This is a genomic window from Listeria cossartiae subsp. cossartiae, from assembly GCF_014224155.1.
GTDB lineage: Bacteria > Bacillota > Bacilli > Lactobacillales > Listeriaceae > Listeria > Listeria cossartiae.
In genome coordinates, this window is sequence record NZ_JAASUI010000006.1 from 77,039 (window position 1) to 99,544 (window position 22,506).

Consider the following 22,506-nt stretch of genomic DNA (forward strand, 5'->3'; position numbering starts at 1 on the left):
CTCCTTAGCTACTTTTATTGTTCCATAATTGTTGGTACTTTGAACATGCCGTCTTGCTCATCTGGCGCATTTTTTAGTACTTCTCTACGATCAAGCCCTTTTGTTGCCACATCTTCTCGTAAAACGTTCGATACTTCAATTGCATGGCTGGTAGGTTCTACATTCGTTGTATCTAAAGTATTTAATTGCTCTACTAGCTCGATAATTTTACCAAGCTGACCAGCGAAAGCAGTTGCTTCTGTTTCTGATACTTCTAATTTGGCAAGATTTGCTACTTTTTCTACTGTTTCTTTTGATATATTTGACAAAATGCCATCCTCCTTTTTAGTGGTACTTTCTACGCGGTAGTACTTCCCGCCTGTTAAAAATGGGAAGAACTGTCCTCTCCTGCATAATTATACAACAGGAAAGAACAATTCGCATTGTTTTTTATTAATCGTAAATGTGGGCAGTTGCTGCATCCTCATTTGCTTTTCTTGTAATTAATGCTGCTGGACCATCTGAAGTCGAAATATTGACTTGTAAATCGGCTGTTTTGGAAAGGTGCTGTCCAACTAAATCCGTTACATATTGTGTAAAGCCAATGATTTCTGCTTCGCCGTAAAATTGTAGTGGAATATCGATACTTAATGCTGCCAATTGGCCATCTTCGTAACGAGCACGTCCTACTACACCAGTGAAGTTCGGATAATAATCTTCAATTGATTTTTTGAAGTTAAGGAAGTTATCATTATCTGTTTTGTGATCTTTGGCAGATTCAGCAGATGGTAACACATAATTTTTTTCCTCTACATCTTTCCAGCTTGAAAGACTATCGCCATTCGCTGTTGCATAAGCAATGAAATTACCTGGAGCGACAGCATCACGTGCGCCTTGTTTGTAAATGGCAATTGTTACAGGAACATTTTCTAACCCTTTTGTTTGGCGAATGCGGTTTAAGACGGTAGCCGACATTTCTTTTCCTTGCGCTAAAAGGTCGCTATCGCTAATCGCTTGTTCATACGTATCGCCATATTGTTCTTTTTGGTAGTAATCGACCGAATTCATCGCGAGCGCAATCGAAATCCCGCCCAGTGCCACTGTGTCTTTATCTGTTTGTTTTAAATAATCTTGTTCTAAAATGTGTGCTAGATAAATCGGATTACGGTCTTTGCCATCGCCATTGCTCTCTGGATTTAAACCGTTGGGATTTTTCTCGCTTTTTCTGTCTAACCATTTTTGTAACGTTTCTTTATCCAAATATTGTCCTTCTTGGAAAAGATAATTATCTGGTGAGTATTTATTTTGAGAAACACGCATTAAACCAGATTCTAATTCGTTGATATCGTATCTTGAATAAATATTCGATACGACAAGTCCACGAGATTTACTTGCTTTGTATGGTAGTACTGTTTTGTAATAATTGGATGAGATTTGGTTTTTTGTCATGATACCCGTTTCTGCTTTTGTATCGTCTTTTTGCACCACTTTATCGTTTGAGTCGAGTTTTGGGGCACAGCCAGAGAGAACAAGCGTTAAACCGAGCGCTGCAATTATGAGTTTTTTCATTCGTTTAATCCACCTTCGTCTGGTAAGTACTCTATTAAGTCTTCTTCGGACCAAATAGGAATTGCTAGTTCTTCCGCTTTGGCTAATTTAGAACCAGCATCACTGCCAGCTACAACAACATCCGTTTTCTTACTGACGCTTCCAGAAACATTTCCGCCGAGTGATTCGATTAATGCTTTTGCATCATTACGCGTTAACTTCTCTAGTTTCCCAGTTAAGACAACGGTTTTACCTGCGAAAACAAGTTCTTCCTCGGACATATCTTCTAGTTTTGGCCCTGTATAGGTCATATTGACGCCAGCCCTTTTTAGTTCTTCCAATAAATCATGTACTTCTTCATTCGCAAAATAGGTCACAATACTATCGGCCATTTTTTCACCAATGTCGTTAATACTTGTCAGTGTTTCTTTATCTGCTATTTTTAGTTCATCCATTGTGTCGAAATGAACCGCAAGCGATTTGGCTGCTTTGGCACCAACATGGCGAATTCCCAAGCCAAATAGTAATTTTTCCAGCGAATTTTGTTTACTTGCTTCGATGGATGCCAGTAAATTGGTTACTGATTTCTCACCCATTCTTTCTAATTCTAACAGTTTCTCCTTCGAAAGGAAAAACAAATCTGCTACATCTTTGATTAAATGTTGTGAAAATAGCTGGATAATCACTTTTTCGCCGAGGCCATCAATGTTCATCGCATTTCGGGAAACAAAGTGGATAAGACCTTCTTTAATTTGAGCTGGGCACTTAGGATTAATACATCTTAGCGCCACTTCTTCTTCCAAACGAACCAGTTCGCTACCACAAGTTGGGCAGTTTTTTGGCATATGGAAAGGTTCTTCGCTTCCGCTACGTTCTTCGGTGATACTTTTAATGACTTCGGGAATGATATCGCCGGCTTTTTTGATTAAAACGGTATCGCCAATGCGGATATCTTTTTCCGTAATTAAATCTTCGTTATGAAGGGATGCTCGGCTGACAGTAGTTCCAGCAACTCTGACCGGTTCTAACACAGCGGTGGGAGTTATTACGCCAGTTCTACCAACGTTTAGTTCGATATCGAGTAACTTGGTTGGTACTTCTTCGGCTGGGAATTTGTAGGCAATCGACCAACGTGGTGATTTAACCGTGGTTCCCATTTGGCGTTGTTGTTCTAAATTGTTTAGTTTTAACACAATGCCATCGATGTCGTACGCTAAGCCAGCTCGTTTCTCAGTCCATTCTTCAATATAAGCATAAACTTCTTCTAAATTGTTACAAAGTCGGCGCTCTTTATTGACTTTCAGACCTAGCGTTTCCAGCATATCTAAGCCTTCGCTATGGGTTGTAACGCCCATTTCGCCAAAATCAGCTACGGCATAAAGGAAGATATCTAGGTTTCTGGATGCGGCAATTTTTGTATCTAACTGGCGAAGTGAGCCAGCCGCTGCATTTCGAGGATTCGCAAATAACATCTGGCCTTCTTCTTCGCGAATTTCATTTAATTTTTGGAAAGAACGTTTTGGCATGAAAGCCTCACCGCGAACTTCAATCGAATAGTCCTTATGAAGTTTCATAGGAATCGAGCGAATCGTACGTAAGTTAGCCGTAATGTCTTCCCCGATAGTTCCGTCACCACGTGTCGCGCCTTGTTTGTATTTCCCATTTTCGTATTGAAGGGATACTGCCAAGCCGTCAATTTTCAGTTCGCACATATAAGCAATATCATCGCCAACTTTATCGCGAATTCGGCGGTCAAAATCAGCTAAGTCTTCTCGGTTAAAAGCATTGCCTAGACTTAACATTGGCGTGTCATGTGCTACTTTAGTAAAGCCATCTAAAACTTCTCCACCGACTCGTTTCGAAGGAGACTCAGGTGTAACCCATTCGGGATGCGCTTCTTCTATTTTAAGTAATTCTTGCATCTTTTGATCGTATTCGGCATCTTCTACTGTTGGATTATCAATTACATAATAATCATAGCTGTATTGATCAAGTATGTTGATTAGTTCTTCATACCGTTTTTTATCAGCCATCATTTTTCACCTGCTTCTTCCAAATTTATACTTTTTCGATTGGCGCAAATTCTGCGAGCAATCGTTTGACGCCGGTTGGGCTTGGGAATGCGATATCAAGTTCCATTCCGCTGCCTTCCCCTTTGACGCTTACGACTGTTCCTACGCCCCATTTTTTATGGCTCGCTTTATCGCCGACTGTCCAGCCAAGTGTTTCTGCTCCCGAGGATTTGTACGCAGTAGTTGCTTTTTGCGGCATCCGAGGTTTGGCATATGGTTTGTCTGCTTTTAGTTTATTTTCGTTTCCTAATTCTAGTAAGTCGCGTGGAATTTCTCCGATAAAACGAGATTCTTGGTTGGAAGACGGGCGACCGTAAAGCATCCGAGAATATGCGCTCGTTAGGAATAATTCCTCCTCCGCTCTTGTAATACCAACATAAGCAAGGCGGCGTTCTTCTTCCATTTCGTCCTCTTCATAGATAGCTCTGGAATGTGGGAAAATCCCTTCTTCCATCCCTACTAAAAAGACAACTGGAAATTCTAGTCCTTTGGCAGAGTGAAGCGTCATCAGTGTAACCGCTCCGTTTTGCTCTTCATTGTCTTCTTCTAGTTTGTCTACATCTGCAACAAGGGCTAAGTCTGTTAAAAAGGCAATCAACGTTTTATCGTCATTTTCCTTTTCAAAGTTTTGCGTTACAGATAAAAATTCATCGATATTTTCTAAGCGCGTTTGTGCTTCGATTGTTCGTTCATTTTTCAACATAGCGCGGTAGCCTGTTTTTTCAAGGATTTCTTCTACGAGTTCCGTTACGGACAAGAAATCTTGCATTTGTGTGAAGCCGCGAACCAAATCATGGAACGCAACTAAGTCTTTGCTTATTTTAGGTGAAATCCCCGCTAATTCGATACGGTTAAGGACTTCAAATAAGCTCAGGTCATAGGTGTTCGCAACATTATTTAGTTTTTCTAATGTCCCTGGCCCAACGCCGCGTTTCGGTACGTTAATGATACGTGTCAAACTAATATCATCTTCGTTATTACTAATCAGACGCAAATACGCCAAAATGTCTTTAATTTCTTTTCTGTCATAGAACTTCGTACCGCCGACCATCGTGTAAGCCATATTCGACTTCATGAAATATTCTTCCATTACACGGGACTGGGCGTTAGTTCTATAAAGAATCGCAAAGTCAGAAAGTGGGCGACTGGAGTTATTCACTTCTTCTTGAATTTTCATTACAACATAAGCTGCTTCTTCTTTTTCCGTGAGTGCCTTATGGTAAAAAATCTTTTTCCCTTCTGCATTGCTAGTCCAAAGATTTTTTGGTTTACGGTTACCATTGTTTTCGATAACCCGGTTCGCCGCTTCTAAAATACGTTTGGTCGAACGGTAATTCTCTTCTAATAAAATGGTTTTCGCATTTGGGTAATCTTTTTCGAAGGACATAATGTTACTAATATCCGCCCCGCGCCAACCATAGATAGATTGATCCGAGTCACCTACGACACATAAGTTTTTAAAACGAGATGCAAGTTGTTTTACGAGTAAATATTGCGCGTGGTTCGTATCTTGGTACTCATCCACGTGAATGTATTGAAACTTGCGCTGATAGTATTCTAAAACATCTGGTACGCGTTCAAATAATTGAATCGTCACCATGATTAAATCGTCAAAATCGAGTGCTTGGTTCTTTTTGAGTTTCTTTTCGTATTTTTCATAGACTTCGCCGACCATTTTGTCATAGAAACCACTTGCTTCTTTGATATATTCACTCGCAGAAATAAGTTCATTCTTGGCATTACTAATCGAAGCCAGAATACCTCGTGGCTCAAACTTCTTCGGATCGACATTCTTTTCTTTAAGAATGCCTTTAATAACCGATAATTGGTCGCCGCCATCTAAAATAGTGAAATTGCGTTCATAACCAATCCGGTCAATATCACGACGTAAAATTCTTACGCACATCGAGTGGAATGTGGAAATCCAGATAGATTCCGCTTCTCCGCCCATTAAATTGCCAATCCGTGACTTCATTTCACGTGCAGCTTTGTTCGTAAACGTAATCGCTAAAATATTATAAGGATTCACGCCACGTTCTCTCACTAAATAAGCTATCCGGTGGGTTAAAACACGTGTTTTCCCACTCCCGGCACCAGCCATAATTAATAAAGGTCCTTCTGTACTTTCTACTGCTCTACGTTGTTCAGGATTTAATCCGTCAACTAATTCTTTTGCATTCAATTGCATTCTCCTATACACCACCATACAAACATTTGTTCTTATTTTATCATACTACACTTTATAATCAAACCGTTTTCTTTGTAAAAATACTGGCGGTTTCGAGTGCTTTTTCTAAATCTTCATAAATAATGTTGCCAACAATAATCGTATCTGCGTATTTTGCCATCTCAGCTGCTTGTTCTTTGGAACGAATCCCGCCGCCATACCAAAATTTTGTATCAGTTAAGACTGCCGTTACTTTTCGTGCAACTTCCGGATCTCCGTACTTGCCACTATATTCGACATAAAAAATGGGCAGATGAAATATATTCTCCGCTAAACGCGCATAAGCAACAATATCTTCATCCGTTAAATCCGTCTTAGCTTCCGTTAAATGGGCCACTTTGGCGTCTTTATTTAAAATAACATAACCTTCTGAAGTGACTCGTTTCCAAGGGATAAAGTCTCCTACTTCTTTGATTAGCTCCTTGTGTAAGCCGTGTGTCCACTGACTATTTTCCGTATTCAACACAACAGGAATTAAAAAATGTTCTGCTTCCGGTAAAATCATGGATTCATCACTTACTTCAAGAAAAATCGGCAAGTCTGTTTCGGCTAATAATTCATATAGATTTTGGACTGCTTCGATTTGTATATTATCTGTCCCGCCAATGATAAATCCATCGGTTCCAGAATGGATGAGCTTCGTGAGGTCATTCGTAGGTAAATGCTTTGCTGGGTCTAACTTGAATAAATGCTTCATTTGCTCCTCCAAGTCTCTATAATGGGATATCTTATTATAGCATTAGTTACATTTCACCGCACCCTTACGACCAAAATTTTTAACTTTTTTTAAGCTTTTTTTAGCAGTTGTTGTTGGGATAGCTTTTAATTTATGGTATGATGGGGAAAATTTGATTTTATGTTAACTTCTGAGTACTTACATAGAAAAAAGGAAATGGGGATATTATGCAAGAAAACAGAGAAGAATGGGGCTCAAAAATCGGATTTATTTTAGCATCCGCTGGGTCCGCAATAGGAATTGGTGCAATTTGGAAACTGCCTTATGTGGCTGCAACTGCAGGAGGTGGCGCATTTTTCTTATTATTTTTAGTTTTAACGCTTGTTGTTGTCATGCCACTTTTGATTGCAGAATTTGTGATCGGTCGAGGTTCTGGTGGAGATGCGGTTCAATCTTATAAAACGCTCGCTCCCGGAACAAAATGGAATTTACTTGGAAAATTAGGCGTAGTTGGCGCGAGTATTTTATTTTCGTTTTACAGCGTTGTGGGTGGTTGGATTATTACTTACTTAATTAAAACGCTTGTTGGTGGGATTGCTGGGGAAAATCAAGTGAGTTTGCTTCATGATTTCCAAGTGACGACAGCCAATCCGTGGATATCGGTGGGCGCGACCATTTTCTTTATTTTACTGAATGTCCTTGTGATTAGTCGTGGGGTTGTAAGTGGAATTGAAAAAATGAGCAAGTTTATGATGCCGGCCTTATTTATTTTATTTATCGTTTTAATTATTCGTTCTTTAACACTTCCTGGTGCGATGGAAGGCGTCACATTTTTCTTACGACCAGATTTTAGTCATTTTACTGCCCAAACAGTTCTGATTACACTCGGGCAGGCGTTCTTCTCCCTTAGTGTGGGGATTTCGGTCATGGTGACGTATAGTTCTTATTTGAATCGTTCGGTTAGTTTGCCACAGTCGGCAATTTCCGTTTCGCTTATGAACGTGTTTGTTTCGCTTCTTGCTGGCTTAGCAATTTTCCCGGCTGCGTTTTCGTTTCATATTACGCCTGATGCAGGCCCTGGATTGCTGTTTGTTATTTTACCGTCGATTTTTAATCAGTTGCCATTTGGGATATTATTCTTTATTATTTTCTTGATTTTGTTTTTATTCGCCGCATTAACATCTAGTTTCTCGATGCTTGAAGCAACTGTTGCGCCGCTAATGAACGCGGGTATGAGCCGTAAAAAAGCGAGCCTTTGGATGGGACTTGTCATTGTTATCCTAGCGATTCCAAGTGCGCTAAGTTTCGGTGTTTGGAGTGACGTTCAAATTTTCGGACTGAGCATTTTTGATGCCGCAGATTTTCTTGTATCAAATATTATTTTACCAGTTGGTGCTTTGTTTATCGCGATTTTTGTTGGCTACCGGCTACCGCGCGAATTATTGTTAAAAGAATTTACAGCGAGCAGCCATTTTGGCAAAAAGGCCTTTATTATTTGGCTCTTTCTCATTAAATATATTGCGCCAATCGCGATTATTTTTGTCTTTCTTTCAGCAACTGGCTTAATCAAGTTCCTCTTCTAACGAAAAAAAGCAATTCGCTTAAATTTAGCGAATTGCTTTTTTTAGATTGCCATAAGGACAATGCTTGTTACACAAATCAAAATTCCACTGAGGCCAATCGCCGTCCCAATCGCTCGTTTTTCTCTAACGTTAGCAAGTGTCGTAAAAATAAAACAAATGATAAAGACCCAGTGCCAAAGTAAAGAAAAATCAAGTCCTGTACCAGTGGAAATCATATTAATCACAAAGTAAATAACTGCAAGTGCAAGAATAGAAATGATTACAATCTGATAGGTTTTACTATTAAATTTTTTCAACTTCCATCCCTACCAATCTTATTCCGGCTTTGTCATTCTTGAAAATACGACATCATACATATCATTGCCGTAATGAAGTGAACGTTTTACACGTGAAATAGTTGCTGTACTTGCCCCAGTTTCTGATTCAATCACATTGTATGTTTTTCCATCATGAAGCATTTTTGCTACTTGGAAACGTTGAGCCATGGACTGTATTTCATTCACTGTACATACATCATCAAAAAAAGCATAACATTCTTCTAAATTCTCGAGCGTTAAAATCCCTTGGAAGAATTCATCCAATCCTTGTCCACGCAACTTCTCTATTTGCATATCTTTACCTCCAAATAATCTCATATATCCTACTTTCATATTTTAACGTACCAACGCGTAAAACACAAACGTTTCTCTTCACTAAATGAACAAAAAAAGTACCATCTCCGCATTTTATACAGAGATAGTACTTTTTTATTATTCCGCTTTCGTGCCAATATCGATTCGATAAAAGAAATTGGGATTATCCAGTTTTTGCATTTCTGGATAAAGTAATGTGCGCGCATCACTCATCGTTTCAGCTTCTTTTGCGAGTAGTAAGACGCGTCCGCCATTCGAAACAAATTCACCATTTTCATCTTGCTTCGTCCCCGCATGGTAAACTGCTATATCATCTGCTATATCATTTAGCCCAGTTAGCTTATTTCCTTTATCGTAATGTGCTGGATAGCCGGCGCTTGCTAAGACAACACCAAGCGTAATTCCCGCTTTTTTAAAACGGACATCCGGTTTTTCATTGTTAAGTAAAGCACCAATCAGTGCGGCAAAATCACTTTCTAAACGTGGCAATACCACTTGTGTTTCTGGATCGCCGAATCGTGCGTTAAATTCAATGACTTTTGGTCCATCCTCCGTTAAGATAAGTCCTGCATAAAGAATACCGCGGAAATAACGGCCTTCGTCCACCATTCCTTTTGCAGCTGGGCGAAGAATTGTTTGGACAGCTTTTTCTACAACTGCATCAGAAATGTGCGGTACTGGCGAATAAGCGCCCATTCCACCGGTGTTTGGTCCTTTATCGCCTTCATAGGCACGTTTATGATCTTGCGCAATCGCCATTGGGTAAACTTCTTCTCCGTTTACGAAAGCCATCAAGGAAAACTCTTCTCCTGCTAGGAAGTCTTCGATAACGACTTTGAGAGAGGCATCACCGAATTTTTCTTCGAGTAGCATATCTTTTAATGCAAGCACTGCTTCTTCCATTTCTAGCGCTACTGTGACACCTTTTCCAGCGGCTAGTCCGTCTGCTTTGATAACAATCGGCACACCGCGCTCATCCAAATAGGCTTTAGCTTCCGCATAATCAGTGAACGTTTTTGATGCTGCTGTTGGAATAGCATATTTCTTCATAAATTGTTTCGCGAAATCTTTGCTTCCTTCAATAAGAGCGGCATTGGCTTTTGGTCCGAACGCTTTGATTCCGGCTTCTTCCAGTGCATCGACCATCCCTTCCAAAAGAGGCACTTCAGGCCCAACGATAACAAAAGCAATTTCCGCTTTCTTCGCAAAATCAATTAAACCTGCTTTATCGGTTTCAGCAATAGCCACTAATTGAATACTGTCTAGACGCATTCCGTCATTTCCTGGAGCGCAATATACGTTTTCAACCTCGTTTGATTCTAATAATTTTTTACTAATAGCATGTTCTCGACCACCGCTACCAACTACTAATAAGTTCATTTAATTACACGTCCTTTTATGAGGATTAATGTTTGAAATGTCGTACATGTGTTAGCACCATCGAAATGCCATATTTATCAGCCATCGCAATCGATTCTTTGTCTTTAATCGAGCCACCCGGTTGAATAATCGCTGTAATCCCTGCTTTTGCAGCAGCTTCGACCGTATCATCCATTGGGAAAAAGGCATCTGACGCAAGGACCGCGCCTTTCGCTTTTTCACCCGCTTGTTCGATTGCAATGAAAGCCGAGCCAATTCGATTCATTTGTCCAGCACCAATTCCAAGTGTTTGTTTATCAGATCCTACAACAATCGCATTGGATTTTACATGTTTCACAATTTTCCACTGCGCAAGGAGAGCTTTCATTTCAGCTTCTGTTGGTTGTTTTTCAGTCACTACTTCATAGTTTGCTGTATCTTCTACAATGGAATCGCTCGCTTGAACAAGCAGTCCACCATTGATAGATGTTTTCTCAAAGCCTTCCACCGAACCAGCAAACGGAACAGTTAACAAGCGGATATTTTTCTTTTTCGCTAAAATGGCAAAAGCTTCTTCGGAAAAACTCGGCGCAATGATAATTTCTAAGAAAATTTTGCTCATATGTTCAGCCGTTTTCGTGTCAACTTCTTTATTTAAAGCAACAATCCCGCCAAAAATGGACGTTTCATCTGCTTCATAAGCTTTTAAATAGGCTTCTTCAATGTTTTCGCCAACACCAACACCGCATGGATTCATGTGTTTCACAGCAACCGCAACTGGCTCCGTAAACTCATTTGCGATTTTAAGGGCTGCATCTGCATCGCGAATGTTGTTATAAGATAACTCTTTGCCGTGCAACTGTTTAGCCGTACTAATGGAATTATTGGCCGCGCGAGGTTCTGTATAAAAAGCTGCATCTTGATGAGGGTTCTCACCGTAACGCAAGACTTGTTTTCGATTATAAGTAAATGTTACTTTTTCTGGGAAAGTTTCTCCAGTAATGTCTGTTAAGTATTCTGCAATTAAAGCATCATAGGCCGCTGTGTGCCGGAAAACTTTCGCAGCTAGACGTTGGCGTGTTTCAAAAGTCGTTGCCCCGTGTGTTTGTAGTTCTGTAAGCACTGTATCGTAGTCCGCCGTATCAACCACAACAGTCACCGCCGCATAATTTTTCGCAGCAGAACGTAACATCGAAGGTCCACCAATATCAATATTTTCAATCGCTTCTTCTAAAGTAACGCCAGGTTTTTGAATCGTTTCTTGGAAAGGATACAAATTAACGATGACTAAATCAATCGGCTTGATGTCATGTGCGGCAATAGCTTCCATATGTTCCGCTGTATCACGTCTCGCAAGCAGCCCGCCATGAATCGCTGGATGAAGTGTTTTCACTCGGCCATCAAGCATTTCAGGAAATTCGGTGACGTCTTCAATCCCCGTCACTGGTACGCCAGCTTGTTCAAATGCCGCTTTTGTTCCACCAGTCGAAATAATTTCTACGCCAAGTTCTACTAATTTTTCTGCAAATGGCACGATGCCGGTTTTATCTGATACACTAATAAGCGCTCTTTTCATGATAATTAATCGTTCCCTCCATTTTGAATTAATCCTCGAATCACTTTTGGATAAAAAATATGTTCTACTTGATGAATTTTTTCAGCTAAAGTATCTGCGGTTTCCGAAAATTCAATCGGTACTTTCACTTGGTCAATGATTGGCCCTGTATCCATTCCAGCATCGACAAAATGAGCAGTGACACCCGTTTCCGAAACCTTCGCCTGAATTGCTTGACCAATCGCATCTTTTCCTTTGAATGCAGGTAATAGCGAAGGATGCAAGTTAACAATTTGCTCAGGAAATTCCGCTAGCAAAGTTGGTCCAATTAAACGCATATATCCCGCGAGCACTAATAAATCAATTTCCAATCCACGCAGTTCTAACAAAATTTCCGTTTCAAACGCTTCTTTATCCGGATAATTTTTCGCTTCAAAAAGGAACACCGGAATACCATGCTTGTTCGCGCGTTCTAAAACATAAGCATTGGCTTTATCACATACAAGTAATTTCACGTGTAGCTTAATGAACGCATCATCCACTAAAGCTTGAAAATTCGAACCGTTACCAGAAGCAAAAATGGCTATATTCATCCTTTTTTGCCTCCTGCGAAAATAACCGCGTCGCTTTCACGTGTTGTAACTTCACCGATAACATAAGCCGCTTCACCGTTTTGGATGAGCACTTCTAACGTTTTTTCGACATCCGCGTTTGCCACTGCGAGCACCATGCCAATACCCATATTGAAAATCTCGTACATTTCAAGTTCTTTTAATTGGCCATATTTCTTCATCACATCAAAAATCGGCAACACCGGCCATGATCCAAGTTCCACTTTCACTGCTAAATCCTTCGTTAACATCCGTGGTAAATTTTCGACAAATCCGCCGCCAGTCACATGCGTAATCCCGTGAACGTCCACTTGTTTTAACACTTCTAAAACTGGCTTCACATAAATCCGTGTCGGTTTAAGCAGCTCTTCCGCAAGTGGCACGTCTAATTCCGCAAGTTCCGCATCCAAAGTAAAATCGTTATCTTTAAAGAAAATTTTCCGAACGAGCGAGTAACCATTGCTATGAATCCCGCTAGAAGGAATGCCAATTAGCGTATCAGAAGCTTTAACCGCGCCTTCTGTAATCAGCTTCTGTTTCTCAACAGCGCCAACAGTAAAACCAGCTAAATCATAATCTTCCGCGCCGTACATATCTGGCATTTCCGCTGTTTCGCCGCCAATTAAAGCCGCACCAGCTTGTTCACAGCCATCAGCCACACCTTTCACAATTTGTTCCATTTTCACCGGGTCTGTTTTCCCTGTTGCGATATAATCTAAGAAAAATAATGGCTCGGCACCTTGAGCTAAAATGTCATTGACACACATTGCCACGCAGTCAATCCCGATAGTATCATGCTTATCTGCTTCAATAGCCAAAAGTAATTTCGTCCCAACACCATCTGTACCAGAAACAAGAACAGGCTCTTTTAACTTCAAACTGCTTAAATCAAACATTCCGCCAAAAGAACCAAGCGCTCCCATCGCGCCTATTCGTTCTGTTCTAGCTACATGTTTTTGGATGCGTTCCACTACTTGATAGCCAGCTTCTACGTCCACGCCTGCTTTACTATATGCATTCTCTGCCATTCGATTTGTCACTCCTCATTATTTTTCTGCTTCTAAGCTCGCTAAATATTCCGCTTCATAATCGTATAAAGGGGTTGGATAATCGCCGTTAAAATAAGCCATACAAAGTCCCCCGTAAGGTTCGTTCGGATAAGGTCTACCAATCGAATCCACTAAACCTTCTTCACTCAAATACTCTAAAGAATCAGCGCCAATAATCCGGCAAATTTCATCAACAGAATAATTAGAGGCAATTAATTCATTTCGCGTTTGAATATCGATACCGTAAAAACAAGGATAGGCAAGTGGTGGTGAAGCAATTCGCACGTGTACTTCCGCTGCACCCGCTTCCCGTAAAAGTTGCACAATCCGTTTACTCGTCGTCCCGCGCACTATCGAATCATCAATCATGACAACCCGTTTGCCTTCCACAACGCCGCGCACCGCCGAAAGTTTCATTCTAACCCCTTGCTCTCTAAGCTCTTGCGATGGCTGAATAAAAGTTCTTGCCACATATCTATTTTTGATAAGACCAAGCTCGTAAGGAAGTCCCGCTTCTTCCGCATAACCAATCGCCGCAGAAATACTCGAATCTGGCACACCAGTCACAACATCCGCATCAATAAAAGCTTCTTTCGCCAGCCTTTTCCCAGAACGTTTTCTTGCCGAGTGGACATTAATCCCCGCAATATTTGAATCCGGTCGAGCAAAATAAATATACTCCATACTACAAATCGAATGCGTCACATTTTCCGTGAATTTTTCAATTCGCAGTCCGTCATTATTAATAATGATCAATTCGCCAGGTTCCACATCACGGACAAATTCCGCGCCAACCGTTTCGAAAGCACAGGTTTCCGAAGCGACTACATAAGAATCGCCAATCCGACCAATCGAAAGTGGTCTAAAACCATTCGGATCAAGCGCAGCGTACATCGTATCTTCCGTCAAAAGCATATACGCAAAGCCACCTTTTACCTTGTTTAAAGCCACTTTCAAATCTTCTACAAAGTCACCAGTATGGCTACGTTTAATTAAATGCGCCAAAACTTCCGTATCCGAACTCGTTTGGAAAATAGCCCCTTCTTCTTCCAGTTCACGACGTAAACTTTTTGCATTAACCAAATTCCCGTTATGCGCAAGTGCTAAAGAAGAACTATGAAAATGAAATAAAAATGGTTGTACATTGCCTAAGTTTTTTTGGCCAGCTGTCGCATAACGAACGTGCCCAATGGCTGCCTTACCTTTTAAATCGTCTAGTTCACCGTGCTTAAATACATCTGCCAAAAGTCCAAGATTCCGGTGACCTTTCAGCGTTTCTCCGTCTGTTGAAACAATTCCGGCCCCTTCTTGACCGCGATGTTGTAAACTATGCAACCCATAATAGGTGATTTCCGCTGCATTAGGATGATCCCAAATACCAAAAATACCACATTCTTCATTAAGTCCTTTTACTTCAGCAAGCATGGAATAGCCCCTTCCCAAATGGATCGTAATTCCGTTGTTTTCGCTGTTACTAGGTCTTCCTTATGTTTCACACGAATCGTATCATCCGCCGTTACTACACCAAGACGATAAACTTTTTCTAATTCCATTAATTGCGCAAATGCTGCTTCATTTTCCGGTTTTACCGATACTAAGAAACGTGATTGCGATTCACTGAAAAGCTGATTTAACGCGAATGGTACTTCTACATCCGCACCAAGTCCCGCTTTAAAAGTCGCCTCCGCAAGTGCAACACCAAATCCACCCTCTGCCAAATCATGACTAGAAGCAACTAAACCTTCTCGGATCGCTGTCAAAAGTAATTGTTGGTATTTTTTCTCTGTCGCCAAATCTAATTCCGGCGCACGTCCGCTAATTTTCCCTTGTTGAATTTTCTGCAACTCCGAACCACTATATTCAGCTTTTGTTTCACCGATTAAGAAAATCACATCGCCACTAGCTTTAAAATCTTGTGTCGTAATATGCGCCAAATCTTCTACTAAACCAACCATCCCAATGACAGGCGTTGGATAAATCCCGGTACCATCTGTTTCATTATAAAGCGACACATTCCCCGAAATAACAGGCGTATCAAGCTCTAAACAAGCCGCACTAATACCATCTGCCGCTTTTTCAATTTCCCAAAAAATTTCTGGTTTTTCTGGATTACCAAAATTAAGTCCATCTGTAATCGCGAGTGGTTTCCCGCCAGAACAAACGATATTGCGCGCCGCTTCCGCAACCGCTATCGCTCCGCCCACTTCAGGATCAAGATACAAATAGCGCGAGTTACAATCGGTCGTCATCGCAATTGCCTTCTCTGTTCCACGCACACGGACAATCGCCGCATCCGACCCAGGTACAACCGCTGTATCCGTCCGTACTTGGTAATCATATTGCTCATAAATATGGCGTTTACTTGCAATCGTCGGCTGAGCAAGCAGTTCTTTCCAAACAGCCACCACGTCGTCCATAACTGGCACAAACGCTTCCTCTTCTTGGAAAGCTTGATAACGAGCTGGCTCTTTCGAAGGCTTATGATAAACCGGTGCGTCTTCCGCAAGTGCATCAACAGGAACGTTAGCAACCACTTCCCCGTGATGAATAATTTTGTACATTTTATCATCGGTTACTTGACCAATTACAACCGCCTCTAAACCATAACGTTCAAATAACGCTTGGATTTCTTCCACATGCCCTTTTTTCACACATAGAAGCATTCGTTCTTGCGATTCAGAAAGCAACATTTCATACGGCGTCATATTTAGTTCACGTTGTGGCACATCATCCATAATTAATTCTAGCCCAGCGCCCGCTTTTGACGCCATTTCGGAACTCGAGCTAACAAGCCCCGCTGCCCCCATATCTTGAATCCCAACTAAAATATCCGAATGATCACGAATCACATCTAAACAAGCCTCAAGCAACAATTTCTCCATAAAAGGATCACCCACTTGCACAGCAGAGCGTTGTTGTTCGCCTTCTTCACTAAACTCTACAGATGCAAAAGTAGCACCGTGAATCCCGTCACGACCCGTTTTAGCACCAACGTACATTACTGGGTTGCCAATTCCTTTTGCTTGCCCTTTTTGAATATCTTTCGCTTCGATTAAACCAACACACATCGCATTGACTAGCGGGTTTTTCGTATAACAAGGATCAAATTGGATTTCGCCGCCAACCGTTGGAATCCCAATCGAGTTACCATATCCAGCAATCCCAGCAACGACTTCGCTCACCAAGTATTTCGCATGAGGCGTATCTAGCTCACCAAAACGAAGCGAATTCAGCATCGCAATCGGTCTAGCTCCCATCGAGAACACATCGCGAATAATTCCACCAACCCCAGTTGCAGCCCCTTGATACGGCTCCACATAAGATGGATGATTATGACTTTCGACTTTAAAAGCAACACCTAAACCATCGCCAATATCGACAATTCCAGCACCTTCACCCGGACCTTGCAACACTTGTTTTCCTTCTGTAGGAAATTTTCGAAGTACTGGTTTGGAATTTTTATAGCTACAATGTTCGGACCACATAACGGAGAAAAGTCCAGTTTCAGTATAATTAGGCTCGCGTCCAAGAATCGAACAAACAAGCTCATATTCACTATCCGTTAAACCCATTTCTTGATAAATTTTTTGTTCTTTAATTTCTTTTGTCGTTGGCTCCATGTTAGGCATTTACTTGTTCCTCCTTCCAAGCTTTTACAACGGACTCGAAAAGTCTTAAACCATCTGTCCCACCAATAATTTCTTCTACTGCGCGTTCCGGATGTGGCATCATTCCAAGCACATTCCCACGTTCATTTACAATTCCAGCAATATCCGCACGACTTCCATTCGGATTAACGCTATCATATGTAAAAACAATTTGATTCTTTTCTTGCAAGCTCAAAAGTGTTTCGTCATCACAATAATAATTACCTTCCCCGTGAGCAACTGGCACTTGAATAATTTCGCCCTCTTCATAAAGACCAGTAAACATCGTACCCGCATTTGCCACACGAAGCGGCACCGTTTTACAAATAAAATGCAGATTATTATTTCTAATTAAAGCACCTGGCAGCAAACCAATTTCCGTTAAAATTTGGAAGCCGTTACACACACCAAGCACTGGTTTTCCGATTTCAGCAAAGCGCAAAACTTCTGGCATAATACTTGAAAATTTTGCAATCGCACCAGTTCGCAAGTAGTCTCCATAAGAAAATCCACCTGGAAGTAAAACCGCGTCAAAGCCTGCAAGACTTGTTTCCGCATGCCATACATATTCCGCCTCCTCGCCAAGAGAATCGCGAATCGCATGTAGCATATCAAGATCACAATTAGAACCTGGGAACTGAATGACAGCAAATTTCATCGTTTACGCCTCCTCAATTTCATATCGGTAATCTTCCATCACCGGATTAGTTAACAGTTTGTCGCACATTTCATTCAATACTTCATGAATATCTCGATCTGATTTCGCTACTTTAAGCTCCATAAATTTACCAATACGAACATCTTCTACTTCTTCGTATCCCATACTTTTCGCTGCATCTTTTACCGCAACCCCTTGCGGATCTAATACGCTTTTCTTTAAAGTGACATAAACTTTGACATTATACATTTTGTGGCCTCCTAGTTTTGAACTTGCTTTAATCTATTCAATACTTCTGTATACACATCTGTTAAATTGCCAATATTCCGACGAAAGACATCCTTATCGAGCTTTTGATTTGTTTCCTTGTCCCAAAGTCTGCATGTATCCGGTGAAATCTCATCTGCCAGCAAAATTTCTCCAGCCGCATCCCGACCAAATTCTAATTTAAAATCAATCAGCGTAATATTCATTTGATTAAATAATGCTCGTAGCACCTTATTAATCGAACGAGCAGCCTGACGAATCGTATCCATTTCACTCGATGTCGCAATCTCTAAATAAAGCACATGGTCATCATTAATAAACGGATCATCTAACGCATCGTCTTTATAGTAAAATTCTACAATCGCATCCGGAATTTGCTCGCCTTCTTCTTTCCCAAGCCGCTTCGCAAGACTCCCAGCCATCACATTACGAACAACCACTTCAAGCGGAATAATCGACACTTCTTTCACCAATTGCTCCGTTTCCGAAATCGCCCGAACAAAATGACTCTGAATCCCTTCTTCAGCCAAATGAGAAAAAATAAGCGATGTAATTTGGTTATTAAGCTCACCCTTACCAGCAAAAGATTCCTTTCGCACCCCATTTAGCGCCGTCGCATCATCTTTATAAGCGACACGCAAAACCCCAGCTTCTTCTGTTTTAAAAAGTCGTTTTGCCTTACCTTCATAAACCAGTTCATTAGTCACGATAATTTATCTCCTTATAAAGTACTTAACCTCTTTGAAAAAATAAATATCAAAGAGGTTAGGTTGTATTCTGCCCGTAATTATAATCCTAAACGATCAAAAATTAAGTCGACATTCTTCAGGTGATAGTTGTAATCAAAGCAATCTGCAATTTCTTCCGCAGATAAGTTTTCAGTAATTATTGCATCTTGTTCTACTAATTCACGGAAAGGTACTTGTTTTTCCCAAGCTTCCATTGCTCTTGGTTGCACGACATCATACGCCGCTTCACGAGCTAAACCTTTATCAATAAGCGCAAGTAATACACGTTGCGAATAAATAAGTCCCAGCGTTCTGTCCATATTGCGTTTCATATTTTCCGGGAATACCGTCAAGTTTTTCACAATATTACCAAAACGGTTTAAAATGTAATCAAGCAAAATAGTAGAATCTGGCAGAATAATCCGTTCTGCTGAGCTATGAGAAATATCGCGTTCATGCCAAAGCGGCACATTTTCATATGCTGTAACCATGTGACCACGAATAACACGCGCAAGCCCAGTTACATTTTCAGAGCCAATTGGATTACGTTTATGAGGCATAGCCGAAGAACCTTTTTGCCCTTTTGCAAAGAATTCTTCCACTTCACGCACTTCACTTTTTTGCAACGCACGTACTTCAACCGCAAATTTTTCTACAGAAGTCGCGATAAGCGCAAGTGTCGCAAGGTATTCCGCATGACGGTCCCGTTGCAACGTTTGCGTAGAAATCGGCGCAGGAGTTGTTCCTAATTTTCCACATACATAAGCTTCCACAAAAGGATCAATGTTCGCATACGTACCAACCGCACCAGAAATTTTCCCGAATTCCACACCATCAGCCGCAAAATTAAAGCGTTCTAAATTACGTTTCATTTCCTCGTACCATAGAGCCAGTTTCAAACCAAAAGTAGTAGGCTCCGCGTGAACCCCGTGCGTACGTCCCATAGTTACCGTATATTTATGTTCTTTTGCTTTTTCGCCAATAATTGCAATGAAATTTTCCAAATCTTTCCGTAAAATCTCATTCGCTTGTTTTAACAAATAAGAATTGGCAGTATCCACTACGTCTGTAGAAGTTAAGCCATAATGAACCCATTTACGTTCCGCACCAAGCGATTCAGAAACCGACCGAGTAAACGCCACCACATCATGTCTAGTTTCTAATTCAATCTCATGAATACGATCCACGTCAAACTTCGCGTTAGCACGAATTTTCGCAACGTCCTCTTTCGGGATATCGCCAAGCTCTGCCCACGCTTCACAAGCTAAAATCTCTACTTCCAACCAAGCTTGATAACGATTTTGTTCTGTCCAAATATTGCCCATCTCTTTACGCGTATAACGTTCTAACATCCTTTTAAATTCCTCCAGTTACTTCCAAATTTGCGTTTCTTCTAAATCTTCTAATACCGCAGTCGGGTTATTCGTCAACACAGTGACGTGGCCCATTTTGCGATTAATCTTCGCTTCTTTTTTACCATAATAATGTACAAACCACTTAGGATAATCCGCCATTTGCTCATTCACAGCATCCACATGTTGCCCTAAAATATTAATCATCACAGCCGGTTTCAATAGTTCAGGTTTCACTAATGGCAACCCAACAATCGCCCGAATATGCTGCGTAAACTGAGAAATCGAACAAGCTTCAATCGTATAGTGTCCGGAATTATGTGGTCTCGGAGCAAGTTCATTAACATAAATCGCGCCAGAACTTGTCACAAACATTTCTACTGCTAAAACGCCACACAATTGAAGAACATCCGCTAATTTTCTCGCAATTTCTTCTGCTTCTTCATGTACATCTTCCGCGACGTTTGCCGGAGCTGTCGATGTATGCAAAATATTATTTACATGCACATTTTCAGCAACAGGGAAAGTTTCAATTTGCCCATCTAAATTACGAGCAACCACCACAGAAATCTCTTTCTCAAATGGAATCCAAGCTTCTAATACACAAGAACCATAGCGCAACAATCGCGCTGCTGTTTCAATATCACTTGCATCATGAAGGACAACCTGCCCTTTCCCATCATAGCCCCCTTGTGCCGTTTTTAAAACCGCTGGGTAACCAATACTTTTAATTTCACTTTCAATCTCTTCTTGCTCAACAATCACCGCATATGGCGCAATATTAATATTAGCAGATTCCAAATACGCTTTTTCTAAAATTCTATCCTGTGTAATCGAAAGTAATTCCGATCCTTGTGGGACAGAGACTAAGTTTTGCGTCATTTTTAAAGCTTCGTAATCAATATTTTCAAATTCATATGTCACTACATCCGCTTTTTCGGAAAGTTCGCGTAAAGCGACTTTATCATCATAGTCCGCGATAATTTGCTCATCACTTACTTGAGCCGCTGGACAATCTGCAGTAGGATCAAGAACAACAATACGATACCCCATCGCTTTCGCTGCAAGAGCAAGCATCCGTCCAAGTTGACCACCACCAATGATACCAATCGTACTATTTGTCAGTAAAAATTTTTTATCCAAGAGAATCACTACTTTCTAGAACAGTTTCTTCTAGTGTAGCACGTCTTTTTTGTAATCTGTTAGTAATTGCATCGTCTGTTATCGATAAAATTTGCGCGGCTAGAAGTCCAGCGTTCACTGCACCACTTTCTCCAATAGCAACTGTCGCTACCGGAACCCCACCAGGCATCTGCACAATGGACAGTAAAGAATCCATACCATTCAATGCTTTAGATTTAATTGGCACACCAATAACAGGTAAAGTCGTCTTTGCTGCAACCATACCTGGCAAATGAGCTGCGCCTCCAGCTCCAGCAATAATAATTTTCAAACCACGTTCCCGCGCTTGTTCTGCATATTGAAACATTAAATCAGGTGTACGATGAGCTGAAACTACTTTTTTCTCATAAGCTATTTCTAATTCATCTAATACATCACATGCTTTTTTCATTGTATCCCAATCTGAGGTACTCCCCATAATGACACCAATTACAGCAGGCATTACGTGATCAACTCCTTAATAATCTCTTTTCGACTCCTTCATTCTAACAAGAGGCACGATAAAAGTCAACGAAAAATCGAACATTTAATTGTTACGTTTTGATAACGTTCGTGTTTAGGTCGTGTTTGTTGTATTTTCTTGCTTTATGTACTCATTTTCACTAAATAAATAAAAAAAGAAGCTACCATTATAGGTAAGCTTCTCTTTATTTCCGAACTTGTTTAACCCAAAAACCACCGTGAATTTGTTTAGGTTCTGACGAAACAATAAATGCGCCATTATCAATTTCAATAATTTGTTTATATAATTTCCGCTCATTCTTCCTTTGCGTCAAAATTTCCAGCATCATTCGCTCGCCGTCCCGACCGCTTGCAAGCCAACTAGTGACACCATAGCCTAAATCGCGAATTTGATTCGGCAAATCTAAGTTGTACTCTTTCGTAATAACATTCACCGTAATATATCCTAAAGCAATTCTTTCTTCAATTTTCATACCAACAATAATCCCTACACCAAATCCAACCGCATATGCTAACACATTGGCAATATTATTGAGGTTATCTAAAACCAAACTAAGAGCCACCACATAAATAATCATTTCAAACACACTAGAAAGTGCAGCTAAATAACGATACCCTTTCATCGTCAACAATAACCTCACCGTATAAATCGTCACATACAAAATATTTACAACAAAAATAGTAGCTACTATAAAAATACCATTATCCACTAAACTAATCCCTCCAGTTAAAACGACATATTACTTTCTAATTAAGAGTCTTTCCCTAATATAACATTCCATAAGATAGCTTACAAAAGAAACACTTCAACAAAAAAAGCCCTAAATAACTAGGACTTTTTCAAATTGCCCGGCAGCGACCTACTCTCGCAGGGGGAAGCCCCCAACTACCATTGGCGCGGAGAAGCTTAACTACCGTG

The 22,506-nt window shown here is 40.7% G+C and carries 21 protein-coding genes and 1 rRNA gene; 1 reads left to right on the forward strand and 21 read right to left on the reverse strand.

From position 1 onward, the window contains the following. Positions 1-14: 14 nt before the first annotated feature. The 5 genes from gatC to pcrB all read right to left on the reverse strand — a co-directional run bounded on the left by gatC (position 15) and on the right by pcrB (position 6,523). Positions 15-308: an Asp-tRNA(Asn)/Glu-tRNA(Gln) amidotransferase subunit GatC gene (gene gatC, locus HCJ30_RS13800; RefSeq protein ID WP_008948103.1), complete on the reverse strand. Its 294-nt coding sequence runs from the start codon at positions 306-308 to the stop codon at positions 15-17. Positions 309-432: 124 nt separating this feature from the next. After that, a complete protein-coding gene (locus tag HCJ30_RS13805; RefSeq protein ID WP_185392711.1) occupies positions 433-1,548 on the reverse strand; it encodes a CamS family sex pheromone protein in 1,116 nt (371 codons plus the stop codon). Continuing rightward, the gene (gene ligA / locus HCJ30_RS13810) at positions 1,545-3,560 is read right to left on the reverse strand and encodes an NAD-dependent DNA ligase LigA (protein ID WP_185392745.1); all 2,016 of its coding nucleotides are present in this window, start codon (positions 3,558-3,560) and stop codon (positions 1,545-1,547) included. Before ligA ends, HCJ30_RS13805 begins: the two co-directional genes overlap by 4 nt. 25 nt (positions 3,561-3,585) lie before the next feature. Further along, positions 3,586-5,781: a DNA helicase PcrA gene (gene pcrA / locus HCJ30_RS13815; protein ID WP_185392713.1), complete on the reverse strand. Its 2,196-nt coding sequence runs from the start codon at positions 5,779-5,781 to the stop codon at positions 3,586-3,588. Positions 5,782-5,845: 64 nt separating this feature from the next. Then, positions 5,846-6,523, reverse strand: coding sequence for a heptaprenylglyceryl phosphate synthase (gene pcrB, locus HCJ30_RS13820; RefSeq protein ID WP_185392715.1), 678 nt, complete (start codon positions 6,521-6,523; stop codon positions 5,846-5,848). 206 nt (positions 6,524-6,729) lie between these two features. Between pcrB and HCJ30_RS13825 the strand changes: the two genes are divergently transcribed. Beyond that, entirely contained in the window at positions 6,730-8,085 is a 1,356-nt protein-coding gene (locus tag HCJ30_RS13825; RefSeq protein WP_185392717.1) for a sodium-dependent transporter, read from the forward strand. Positions 8,086-8,126: 41 nt separating this feature from the next. Here HCJ30_RS13825 and HCJ30_RS13830 read toward each other — a convergent pair whose 3' ends face one another. From HCJ30_RS13830 to rrf, 16 genes are all read right to left on the reverse strand, one after another. Further along, positions 8,127-8,381 carry a hypothetical protein gene (locus HCJ30_RS13830; protein WP_003722240.1) on the reverse strand — a complete coding sequence of 85 codons (255 nt, stop codon included), beginning with the start codon at positions 8,379-8,381 and terminating at the stop codon, positions 8,127-8,129. An 18-nt stretch (positions 8,382-8,399) separates the two neighbouring features. Further along, positions 8,400-8,696 (reverse strand): YerC/YecD family TrpR-related protein, encoded by a 297-nt coding sequence (locus tag HCJ30_RS13835; RefSeq protein ID WP_003720075.1) that lies wholly within the window; start codon positions 8,694-8,696, stop codon positions 8,400-8,402. Between the two features lie 138 nt (positions 8,697-8,834). Continuing rightward, on the reverse strand, positions 8,835-10,097 hold the full coding sequence (gene purD / locus HCJ30_RS13840) for a phosphoribosylamine--glycine ligase (protein ID WP_185392719.1): 1,263 nt from the start codon (positions 10,095-10,097) through the stop codon (positions 8,835-8,837). Positions 10,098-10,122: 25 nt separating this feature from the next. Then, positions 10,123-11,652, reverse strand: coding sequence for a bifunctional phosphoribosylaminoimidazolecarboxamide formyltransferase/IMP cyclohydrolase (gene purH / locus HCJ30_RS13845; RefSeq protein ID WP_185392721.1), 1,530 nt, complete (start codon positions 11,650-11,652; stop codon positions 10,123-10,125). Between the two features lie 5 nt (positions 11,653-11,657). Then, positions 11,658-12,224, reverse strand: coding sequence for a phosphoribosylglycinamide formyltransferase (gene purN / locus HCJ30_RS13850; protein ID WP_185392723.1), 567 nt, complete (start codon positions 12,222-12,224; stop codon positions 11,658-11,660). Then, a complete protein-coding gene (purM, locus tag HCJ30_RS13855; protein ID WP_185392725.1) occupies positions 12,221-13,270 on the reverse strand; it encodes a phosphoribosylformylglycinamidine cyclo-ligase in 1,050 nt (349 codons plus the stop codon). The genes purN and purM overlap by 4 nt, the downstream gene beginning before the upstream one ends. A gap of 18 nt (positions 13,271-13,288) precedes the next feature. Beyond that, on the reverse strand, positions 13,289-14,716 hold the full coding sequence (gene purF, locus HCJ30_RS13860; RefSeq protein WP_185392727.1) for an amidophosphoribosyltransferase: 1,428 nt from the start codon (positions 14,714-14,716) through the stop codon (positions 13,289-13,291). Beyond that, the gene (gene purL / locus HCJ30_RS13865; RefSeq protein ID WP_185392729.1) at positions 14,701-16,920 is read right to left on the reverse strand and encodes a phosphoribosylformylglycinamidine synthase subunit PurL; all 2,220 of its coding nucleotides are present in this window, start codon (positions 16,918-16,920) and stop codon (positions 14,701-14,703) included. The genes purF and purL overlap by 16 nt, the downstream gene beginning before the upstream one ends. Then, the gene (gene purQ, locus HCJ30_RS13870; RefSeq protein WP_185392731.1) at positions 16,913-17,596 is read right to left on the reverse strand and encodes a phosphoribosylformylglycinamidine synthase subunit PurQ; all 684 of its coding nucleotides are present in this window, start codon (positions 17,594-17,596) and stop codon (positions 16,913-16,915) included. Before purQ ends, purL begins: the two co-directional genes overlap by 8 nt. A 3-nt stretch (positions 17,597-17,599) precedes the next feature. Beyond that, the gene (gene purS / locus HCJ30_RS13875; RefSeq protein ID WP_003722248.1) at positions 17,600-17,845 is read right to left on the reverse strand and encodes a phosphoribosylformylglycinamidine synthase subunit PurS; all 246 of its coding nucleotides are present in this window, start codon (positions 17,843-17,845) and stop codon (positions 17,600-17,602) included. A gap of 11 nt (positions 17,846-17,856) precedes the next feature. After that, positions 17,857-18,570, reverse strand: a complete 714-nt coding sequence (gene purC / locus HCJ30_RS13880) for a phosphoribosylaminoimidazolesuccinocarboxamide synthase (RefSeq protein ID WP_185392733.1) — start codon at positions 18,568-18,570, stop codon at positions 17,857-17,859. 80 nt (positions 18,571-18,650) lie between these two features. Next, positions 18,651-19,943: an adenylosuccinate lyase gene (gene purB, locus HCJ30_RS13885; protein ID WP_069001294.1), complete on the reverse strand. Its 1,293-nt coding sequence runs from the start codon at positions 19,941-19,943 to the stop codon at positions 18,651-18,653. A gap of 18 nt (positions 19,944-19,961) precedes the next feature. Next, the gene (gene purK, locus HCJ30_RS13890; RefSeq protein ID WP_185392735.1) at positions 19,962-21,086 is read right to left on the reverse strand and encodes a 5-(carboxyamino)imidazole ribonucleotide synthase; all 1,125 of its coding nucleotides are present in this window, start codon (positions 21,084-21,086) and stop codon (positions 19,962-19,964) included. Next, positions 21,079-21,567, reverse strand: coding sequence for a 5-(carboxyamino)imidazole ribonucleotide mutase (purE, locus tag HCJ30_RS13895; RefSeq protein ID WP_185392737.1), 489 nt, complete (start codon positions 21,565-21,567; stop codon positions 21,079-21,081). Before purE ends, purK begins: the two co-directional genes overlap by 8 nt. 205 nt (positions 21,568-21,772) lie before the next feature. Further along, positions 21,773-22,297, reverse strand: coding sequence for a DUF2179 domain-containing protein (locus HCJ30_RS13900; protein ID WP_185392739.1), 525 nt, complete (start codon positions 22,295-22,297; stop codon positions 21,773-21,775). A 137-nt stretch (positions 22,298-22,434) separates the two neighbouring features. Further along, positions 22,435-22,506, reverse strand: a 5S ribosomal RNA gene (gene rrf / locus HCJ30_RS14495); the annotation flags it as partial.

Coding starts and splice junctions, on each gene's coding strand:
- HCJ30_RS13805 (WP_185392711.1), bottom strand. CDS start 1,548: ATGAAAAAACTCATAATTGCAGCGCTCGGTTTAACGCTTGTTCTCTCT.
- ligA (WP_185392745.1), bottom strand. CDS start 3,560: ATGGCTGATAAAAAACGGTATGAAGAACTAATCAACATACTTGATCAA.
- pcrB (WP_185392715.1), bottom strand. CDS start 6,523: ATGAAGCATTTATTCAAGTTAGACCCAGCAAAGCATTTACCTACGAAT.
- HCJ30_RS13825 (WP_185392717.1), top strand. CDS start 6,730: ATGCAAGAAAACAGAGAAGAATGGGGCTCAAAAATCGGATTTATTTTA.
- HCJ30_RS13835 (WP_003720075.1), bottom strand. CDS start 8,696: ATGCAAATAGAGAAGTTGCGTGGACAAGGATTGGATGAATTCTTCCAA.
- purD (WP_185392719.1), bottom strand. CDS start 10,097: ATGAACTTATTAGTAGTTGGTAGCGGTGGTCGAGAACATGCTATTAGT.
- purH (WP_185392721.1), bottom strand. CDS start 11,652: ATGAAAAGAGCGCTTATTAGTGTATCAGATAAAACCGGCATCGTGCCA.
- purN (WP_185392723.1), bottom strand. CDS start 12,224: ATGAATATAGCCATTTTTGCTTCTGGTAACGGTTCGAATTTTCAAGCT.
- purM (WP_185392725.1), bottom strand. CDS start 13,270: ATGGCAGAGAATGCATATAGTAAAGCAGGCGTGGACGTAGAAGCTGGC.
- purF (WP_185392727.1), bottom strand. CDS start 14,716: ATGCTTGCTGAAGTAAAAGGACTTAATGAAGAATGTGGTATTTTTGGT.
- purL (WP_185392729.1), bottom strand. CDS start 16,920: ATGCCTAACATGGAGCCAACGACAAAAGAAATTAAAGAACAAAAAATT.
- purQ (WP_185392731.1), bottom strand. CDS start 17,596: ATGAAATTTGCTGTCATTCAGTTCCCAGGTTCTAATTGTGATCTTGAT.
- purS (WP_003722248.1), bottom strand. CDS start 17,845: ATGTATAATGTCAAAGTTTATGTCACTTTAAAGAAAAGCGTATTAGAT.
- purB (WP_069001294.1), bottom strand. CDS start 19,943: ATGTTAGAACGTTATACGCGTAAAGAGATGGGCAATATTTGGACAGAA.
- purE (WP_185392737.1), bottom strand. CDS start 21,567: ATGCCTGCTGTAATTGGTGTCATTATGGGGAGTACCTCAGATTGGGAT.